Origin of the sequence: Streptomyces sp. NRRL S-495, assembly GCF_000966955.1 — a bacterium.
Lineage (GTDB): Bacteria > Actinomycetota > Actinomycetes > Streptomycetales > Streptomycetaceae > Kitasatospora > Kitasatospora purpeofusca.
Genome location: NZ_JZWY01000936.1, coordinates 1 through 7,565 on the forward strand (window position 1 = coordinate 1; position 7,565 = coordinate 7,565).

The following is a 7,565-nucleotide window of genomic DNA, read 5'->3' on the forward strand; positions in this document are numbered from 1 at the left end:
CCTATGCGCTCAGCGAGTTCACCCACGGACATCTTCCGCCGGGCCAGCATCACGTCGATGTCGACCGCGATCGGCATCAGATCACCTCGTTCAACTCGGCCTGCATCAGGGCCGCTTCGACGTCGCGGGCGACGGCCTGGGCGAGCAGCATCCGCAGCACGAGCACGATGAGCGCGACCCCCCAGAACGGCCACGCCGATCCCGGCCTTGCGTGCGGACCGCGGCGGACCGCGGCCTGTCAGTTTCCGGTGAGGTGCCCCTGGACGCACTGCCTGTACTGCTGCAGGGAGTCGGGCTGGTAGCAGTCCTGCGTCTTGTCGGCGTACCAGACGACGAAGACGGCGACCAGGACGGACACCACGATCGCGAGGGCCGAGGTCACCACGCCGGCGATGGCCCGGCCCCGGCCCACCCCGGTCCGCCCGGCCGTCACCAGGGCGGCGATGCCCAGGGCCAGGCCGACGACGCCGAGCAGACCGCCGACGAAGACGATCGACGTGCTCAGGCCGATCACGCCCAGGACCACGGCGGCGCCGGCCGGACCGTTCCTCCGGGGTCGGTCGGCCTGGGCGAATGCGGTGCGCCGTATCGGCGTCTCCGTCTCCGGGGTGTTCATCTCTCGGGTGTTCATCAGGTCTCCTCCGGTCAAGTGCTCGGGACACGATCCTGGCGTCCGGGGCGCTGCCGCACATCGCGGAAAGGCGGGAGGAAGTGCTCCCCCGATCGGGGGAGGTCGCTCGGTCGCACCTCGGCGATACTGGGACGATCATGCTCAAGGGAATTCGGCCGTTGCTGCGCGGCTCCACCTATTCGGGAATGCTGTTCGCCTACTGCGGGGCGTTGGCGAGCCTTCCGCTGCTGCCTTTCGCGCTGCTGCCCACGCTGGTGCGGCCGTCCGCCCCTTACGGGGTGCAGGCCGTGCTGGTCCTCCTGGTCTGGGCGGCACTGACCGGCGCGGTGGGGCTGATTCCCGTCGCGCGGCGGGCACTGATCGCGTTCGCCCGCCACCTGCTGCGGGTGCCGCTTCCCGACCCCGTGGCCGCACGTCGTACCGCGGGCTCCCGCGGCACCGACCGTTGGCGGACCTCGCTCTGGCTGCTGCTGCACGTGGCACTGGGGTGGGCGGGATCCCTGGTCAGCGGGGTGCTGGTCCTCCTGGGCCTGGTCCTGCCGGGCAACTGGCTCGGCGCCGAGGCGGGCCTGAGCCTGTCCGGCCACTCGGTGCATCTGGACGGTGGCTGGCCGAGCTGGGTGGCGGCACTGGGCTGCCTCCTGCTGGCGGCGGCCGTGTGCGCGCTGGTGGCCGGCGCCCTGCGATGGCTGGCACCCCGGCTGCTGGGCCCCTCCCCGGCCGAGCAGCTCGCGCTGGCGGCCGAGCGGGAGCAGTCGCTGGCCGAACGCAACCGGCTGGCGCACGAGTTGCACGACTCGATCGGGCACACGCTGACCGCGACCACGATCCAGGCCGCGGTGGCGGGCGAGGTGTTCGGCGCCGATCCGGTGGCGGCGAGGGCCGCGCTGCGCAGCATCGAGGAGTCGTCGCGGGCCGCGCTGGAGGACCTGGACTACGTCCTGGGCGTGCTGCGCGACCAGCGGGCGGAGACCGCTCCGACCCGGACCCTGGCCGACCTGCCCGAGTTGCTCGACCGGCTGCGGCACACGGGCGCGGTGCTGGAGCCGGAGCTCTCGGGCGACCTGGCACAGGTGCGGGGGACGCTCTCCCGGGCGGCGTACCGGATCCTGCAGGAGGGGCTGACGAACGCGTTGCGGCACGGGGCGGGCGGCCCGATCGAGGTCCGCGTGGCGGCCACGCCGGACAGCCTGGAGCTCAGCGTGGTCAACAGGACCGGAGCCGCCACCGGCCCGCGGACCGGCGCCGGCCGCGGCGCCTTCCCGACCTCGGGGCACGGGCTGCCTGGTCTCGCCGAGCGGGTGCGGCTGCTGCACGGTGAGATCGAGACCGGCCCGCGCGGGCCGCAGCACTGGCGGCTGGCGGTCCGGCTGCCGGTCCGGGTGTCGGCGTGACCGGCTCCGACGCGAACGCGGCCGACCCGGCCGGCGCCCCGGTCACCCTCCTGATCGCGGACGACGACGCGGTGACCCGCAGTGGTCTGCGCACCCTGCTCTCGGTGCAACCGGGCATCGCGGTGATCGGGGAGGCCGCCGACGGGGTCGAGGCGGTCGAGGAGGCGCGGCGGCTGCGGCCCGACGTGGTCCTGATGGATGTACGGATGCCTCGCTGCAACGGAATCGAGGCCACCCGGCGGCTCCTTGCCGGACCCGGCGACGCGGTGGATACGGCCGGGTCGGCCGGGTCGGTGGATACGGCCGGCCCGGTGGATCCGCCGAAGGTCGTGGTGATCACCACCTTCGAGAACGACGACTACGTCACCGCCGCGCTCGGCGCCGGAGCCAGCGGGTTCGTCCTCAAGCGGCTGCCGGTCCGGCAGATCGCCGAGGCGGTGCGCGTGGTGGCGGCAGGGGAGGCGATCCTCTTCCCGGCGGCACTGAGCCGGATGGTCACCGCCCGACCGCTGCGCGGCGCCGAGGCCTTGCCGAAGGCGGCGCTGACGGGACGGGAGGAGGAGGTGCTGCGGCTGATGGCCACCGGGCTGTCCAACCCGGAGATCGCGCAGTCGCTGGCGGTGAGCCTGGAGACGGTGAAGACGCACGTCGGGAACGTGCTCACCAAGCTCGGTGCGCAGAACCGGACCCACGCGGTGGTGATCGCCTACGAATCGGGTCTGGTGGTACCAGGGTTCACCGGCTGACGCTCTGACCGCGGCCGGCCTCCTCACCACCGCCGCCGGCGCCGTCGCCGACTTCGACGTCCAGTTCGGCAAGAACCTCGCCGTCCTGGCGACCGGTGAGCGGCGCGCGTCGGCAAGGGCCGCCGGGTGCTGCGGAACTATGGACCCTCGTGAACCCGTGTGAACGGCCCGATAACTCCCGGTCCTGTGTGTTGACGGCCTTCGCGAGCCGCCGATAGAACACTCAGCACATAAGTGATTCCGCACATAGGGGCCTCGATGCAGTTCGAATATGTCCTGCTCGCCCTGCTGGCCGGCCGTCCGCTCAGCGGGTACGACCTGCGCAAGTGGGTCGAGACGGAAGGCCAGTTCCTTCGCTCCCGGGCGCACCACAGCCAGATCTACCGCCTGCTGGGACGGATGGTCGCCGACGGCTGGGTGGCGTTCGAGGTCGATCCGCGCGAGGGGCGCCCCGACGCGAAGGTGTACCGGCTCACACCGGTGGGGCGTGAGGCGCTGATGGACTGGGTGCGCTCCCCGTACCAGCCGCCCAGCCGGTTCCAGGACGCGGACTTCCTGTCACGGTTTGCCTTCGCCGCGGTCCTGGACCGCGAAGCCGCGATCCGCCTGATCCGCACCGAGCTGGACCACCGGCGGGCGCAGATCGCCCGTAACCGCCCCCGCGACCGCACGGTCCGCTTCGAGGACCCGCTGCCCGAGCTCGACCAGGCCCTGGCGCGCGAGGTCTACGAGGAACTGCACCGCTACGGCGCCGGCGCCATGGACACGTGGGTGGCCTGGCTGGAGCACATGCTCCAGCGTCTCGAACACTGGCAGCCGGGGCCGCAGGCGCTACCGGCCGGAGAGGAGAGCGCCTCATGAAGGCGATCATGGTGATGTTCGACAGTCTCAACCGGCACATGCTGCCGCCGTACTGGAGCGACTGGACGTACGCGCCGAACTTCGCCCGCCTCGCCGAGCGGTCGGTCACCTTCGACAACGCCTACGCCGGCTCGATGCCGTGCATGCCGGCGCGCCGCGAGATCCACACCGGCCGGTACAACTTCCTGCACCGCAGCTGGGGACCGCTCGAACCGTTCGACGACTCCATGCCCGAACTGCTCAAGCAGAACGGCGTGTACACCCACCTGGTCAGCGACCACCCGCACTACTGGGAGGACGGCGGCGCCACCTACCACGGCCGGTACAACACCTGGGAGTTCTTCCGCGGCCAGGAGGGCGACCCCTGGAAGGGGCAGGTCGCCGACCCGCACATACCCGAGGACCTCAAGAAGCTGCGCTTCGAGTCCTACCGGCAGGACTGGGTCAACCGCCCGCACATGGCCACCGAGGACAAGCACCCGCAGACCCTGACCTTCGACGCCGGACTGGAGTTCCTGCGCACCAACAAGGACGCCGACAACTGGTTCGTCCAGATCGAGACCTTCGACCCGCACGAGCCGTTCTTCTCCCACCAGCGGTTCAAGGACCTCTACCTGGACGACTACCACGGCCCCCACTTCGACTGGCCCGACTACAAGCGCGTGGTGGAGACCGACGAGCAGGTCGCGCACGCCCGTTACGAGTACGCGGCACTGCTGTCGATGTGCGACCACTCCCTCGGCCGGGTGCTGGACTTCATGGACGAGGAGAACCTGTGGGACGACACGCTGCTGATCGTCAACACCGACCACGGGCTGCTGCTGGGCGAGAAGGGCTGGTGGGGCAAGGTCGTCCAGCCCTGGTACAACGAGCTGGTCCACCTGCCGCTGTTCGTCTGGGACCCCCGGGTCCGCACGGCGGGTGAACGGCGCCGGGCTCTGGTGCAGACCATCGACCTGGCCCCCACCCTGCTGGACTACTTCGGCGTCGAGCCCCCCGCCGACGTCCAGGGCAGACCCCTGCCGGTCGCCGAGGACACCGACGTGCGCGAGGCGGCCCTGTTCGGCGCGCACGGCGGCCACGTCAACGTCACCGACGGCCGGTTCGTCTACATGCGCGCCCCCGCCTCCGCGGCCAACGCGCCGCTGCTGGAGCACACCCTGATGCCCACCCACATGCGCGGGCGGTTCTCACCGGCCGAGCTGGCGGACCTCGAACTGGCGGAGCCGTTCACCTTCACCAAGGGCGTGCGCACCCTGCGCATCCCGGCCCGCACGTTCATCAACCCCTACCAGCACGGCACCCTGCTGTTCGACCTGGACAGCGACCCCGAGCAGCAGACCCCGCTGGTCGACGACGCGGCCGAGCTGCGCATGGTGACCCTGCTGGTGGAGCTGCTGCGCGAGAGCGACGCACCGCCCAGTCAGTACGAGCGTCTTGGCCTGCCCTCCGAGGGCCCCGTCGGCGCGGAGCACCTGCTGGTCCGCGCCCAGCGCGAGCACGCCGACAAGGCAGCCGCGCCGCTGCCCCGCCCGGAGGACTACCCCCAGGGACGCTTCTCGCTGCGCACCCCGGTCCTCGCCCTGATCTCCGACCCGGTCGCCGTCGAGGTGATGCGCCGGCACCTGCCCGGCATCGTCGACTCCGAGTTCCTGCAGTTCCTGGGCCCCACGCCGCTGATCGACGTCGCCGCCATCGCCGGCTCGCTCACGGACGTCTCGGCCCTGCACCGGGTGGCCGAGGAGCTGGCCGCGCTCTGAGCGGCCGACGTACGAGACGCCGGTGACGGGGCGGCAACCCCGTCACCGGCTGCGCACAACCCCTCCGGGTTCCCCGCACGGCCCCTGTGACGAACGATGCGAAGAACGGAGTCGCGCTCATGCCCGACCTTATCGAGGCCACCGCTCCACCGGCCAGCAGACCCGTCCCGGCCCCCGTCAGGGGCCGCTGGCGCCAGCTCTCGCTGCTGGGCGGCGCCATGCTGGTGGACGGCACCGAATCCGGCCTGGTCACCGGTCTGTTCCCGGTCATCAGACACGCACTCGGCCTGAGCCTGGGCGCGCTCGGTGTCCTGACCGCCGCCGGCAAGCTGATCGGCGTGCTCGCCGCCCCGCTGTGGGTATGGGCGGCCCGCCGCTGGTCGCGCAAGGGCGTCCTGGTCGTGTCCACCGGCCTGTGGGGCGTGTGGGGGGTGGCGGCCGGCTTCTCGCAGAACTTCGCCCAGCTGCTGCTCTTCGTCACGGTCCTCGCCGCCGGCTACGCGGCCGCCCACCCGCTGATCCCCGAACTCCTCGGCGACCTGTTCGACTCGGCGTCGCGCGGGCGCGCAGTCGGCGCCCTCTACGGCTCCCTCGCCCTGGCCGGCTCGGTGCTCGGCCCGCTCATCGGCCAGCTCGCGGGAGTGCGCGACGGCTGGCGCTGGGGCCTGTGGGGCGTCGGCGCCCTGAACATCCTCGTCGGCCTGGTACTGCTGCTGTGTCTGCGCGACCCGGGCCGCGGCGCGGCCGAACACCAACTCGCCGACCTCGACCGCACCGCCCGCGAGGCCCGGACGAAGATCGGCCCGGCCACCGTCCTCTCACTGTTCCGGATCCCCAGCTTCGCGATCCTCCTGGTGTCACGGCTGCTCTCCGGACACCTGCTGCTCTCCTCGTTCGCCGTCGTCTACCTGGTGGACGTGTTCGGCTTCACCACCCAGCGGGCCGTCGTCGTCCTGATGCCGCACGGCATCGGCTACCTGCTGGGCACCCTCGGAGGCGGGTTCCTCGCCGACTGGGCCGCCCGCAAGAGCCCCCGCCACGGGCTGCCCGGCGTGCTCCAGGGCGCCCAGATCGCCTTCGCCCTCCTCGCGTTCCTGGGCACCCAGGTCCACTACGGCGGCATCGGCACCTACGCCCTGCTCTTCGGCCTCATGGGCCTCACCCAGGGCGTGAACCCCTCGGTCAACCGCCCGATGGTCATGGCCGTCACCCCTCCCGAACTGCGGGCCACCGCCTTCACCGTCTACGTCTCCGTGTTCGAGGCACTCGCCTGGGCCGCCTTCGGCCTGGGAGCCGGCTTCCTCGGCCAGACGTACGGCCTGCAACCGGTGTTCCTGGCGGTCCTGGTGGTCCTCATGCTGGTCAACGGCGCCTTCCTGACGCTCCTTCACCTGCCCTACGCCAAGGACGTCCAGCGTGTGCAGGACGAACTCGACCTCAGGCGCCGGCAAGCCCTGGCCTGACACCCCGCCGGACCCGGAACGCCGTGCACCGCCGGGACCGTCAACACCTCACGGAGGAACCATGTCCCACGCCCCGGCGGCCTCGTGCTGCACCCCCTCGCGCGGCGCCGGGCCGAGCAGCCCGCTCACCCTCGCACCCGCGGGCATGCCGGCTTCGCGGCATCCCGACGGGCCCCGGGACGGCATGGTCCTGCTGCCCGGCGGCGAGTTCCTGATGGGCACCGACGACCGCGAAGGCTTCCCCGACGACGGCGAAGGGCCCGTACGCCGGGTCCGCTTGGACCCGTTCCTCATCGACGCCCGCGCGGTCACCAACGCGCAGTTCGCCGCGTTCACCACCGCCACCGGCTACCGCACCGAAGCCGAACGGATCGGCTGGTCCTACGTCTTCGCCGGCTTCCTCCCCGCCGCCCTGCGCCGCACCGCCCAACGCGTGGAGCGGACCCCCTGGTGGTGCGCGGTGACCGGCGCCGCCTGGGACCGGCCCGAAGGCCCGGGCAGCGACCTGGCCGGGCGCGCCGACCACCCGGTGGTCCACGTCTCCTGGAACGACGCCCACGCCTACGCCGCCTGGGCCGGCAAGCGGCTGCCCACCGAGGCGGAATGGGAGTACGCGGCCCGCGGCGGACTCGAACAGGCCCGCTACCCGTGGGGCGACGAACTCGACCCCGACGGAACCCACCGGTGCAACATCTGGCGCGGCACCTTCC

Annotated in this window: 7 protein-coding genes and 2 pseudogenes; 6 read left to right on the top strand and 3 right to left on the bottom strand. The window is 72.0% G+C overall.

The window, feature by feature from the left end; genetic code table 11:
• The 3 genes and pseudogenes from VR45_RS49530 to VR45_RS36640 form a co-directional block, all read right to left on the bottom strand.
• Positions 1-77: pseudogene (locus VR45_RS49530) on the bottom strand (transcriptional regulator); the annotation flags it as partial.
• Positions 77-203 (bottom strand): annotated as a pseudogene (locus VR45_RS46330) (DUF2975 domain-containing protein); the annotation flags it as partial. The pseudogenes VR45_RS49530 and VR45_RS46330, both read right to left, overlap by 1 nt.
• A gap of 35 nt (positions 204-238) precedes the next feature.
• On the bottom strand, positions 239-631 hold the full coding sequence (locus tag VR45_RS36640) for a DUF4190 domain-containing protein (RefSeq protein WP_234326517.1): 393 nt from the start codon (positions 629-631) through the stop codon (positions 239-241).
• Between the two features lie 137 nt (positions 632-768).
• Between VR45_RS36640 and VR45_RS36645 the strand changes: the two genes are divergently transcribed.
• The 6 genes from VR45_RS36645 to VR45_RS36670 all read left to right on the top strand — a co-directional run.
• Entirely contained in the window at positions 769-2,025 is a 1,257-nt protein-coding gene (locus VR45_RS36645) for a histidine kinase (protein WP_045944255.1), read from the top strand.
• On the top strand, positions 2,022-2,771 hold the full coding sequence (locus VR45_RS36650; RefSeq protein ID WP_045944256.1) for a response regulator transcription factor: 750 nt from the start codon (positions 2,022-2,024) through the stop codon (positions 2,769-2,771). The genes VR45_RS36645 and VR45_RS36650 overlap by 4 nt, the downstream gene beginning before the upstream one ends.
• Before the next feature lie 258 nt (positions 2,772-3,029).
• Positions 3,030-3,632, top strand: coding sequence for a PadR family transcriptional regulator (locus tag VR45_RS36655; protein ID WP_045944257.1), 603 nt, complete (start codon positions 3,030-3,032; stop codon positions 3,630-3,632).
• Positions 3,629-5,392, top strand: coding sequence for a sulfatase (locus tag VR45_RS36660; protein ID WP_045944258.1), 1,764 nt, complete (start codon positions 3,629-3,631; stop codon positions 5,390-5,392). The genes VR45_RS36655 and VR45_RS36660 overlap by 4 nt, the downstream gene beginning before the upstream one ends.
• A gap of 119 nt (positions 5,393-5,511) precedes the next feature.
• Positions 5,512-6,855, top strand: coding sequence for an MFS transporter (locus VR45_RS44925; RefSeq protein ID WP_052709657.1), 1,344 nt, complete (start codon positions 5,512-5,514; stop codon positions 6,853-6,855).
• 145 nt (positions 6,856-7,000) lie between these two features.
• On the top strand, positions 7,001-7,565 hold a 565-nt coding region (locus tag VR45_RS36670; RefSeq protein WP_159394490.1), incomplete at its 3' end, for an SUMF1/EgtB/PvdO family nonheme iron enzyme.

Coding starts and splice junctions, on each gene's coding strand:
- VR45_RS36640 (WP_234326517.1), bottom strand. CDS start 631: ATGAACACCCGAGAGATGAACACCCCGGAGACGGAGACGCCGATACGG.
- VR45_RS36645 (WP_045944255.1), top strand. CDS start 769: ATGCTCAAGGGAATTCGGCCGTTGCTGCGCGGCTCCACCTATTCGGGA.
- VR45_RS36655 (WP_045944257.1), top strand. CDS start 3,030: ATGCAGTTCGAATATGTCCTGCTCGCCCTGCTGGCCGGCCGTCCGCTC.
- VR45_RS36660 (WP_045944258.1), top strand. CDS start 3,629: ATGAAGGCGATCATGGTGATGTTCGACAGTCTCAACCGGCACATGCTG.
- VR45_RS44925 (WP_052709657.1), top strand. CDS start 5,512: ATGCCCGACCTTATCGAGGCCACCGCTCCACCGGCCAGCAGACCCGTC.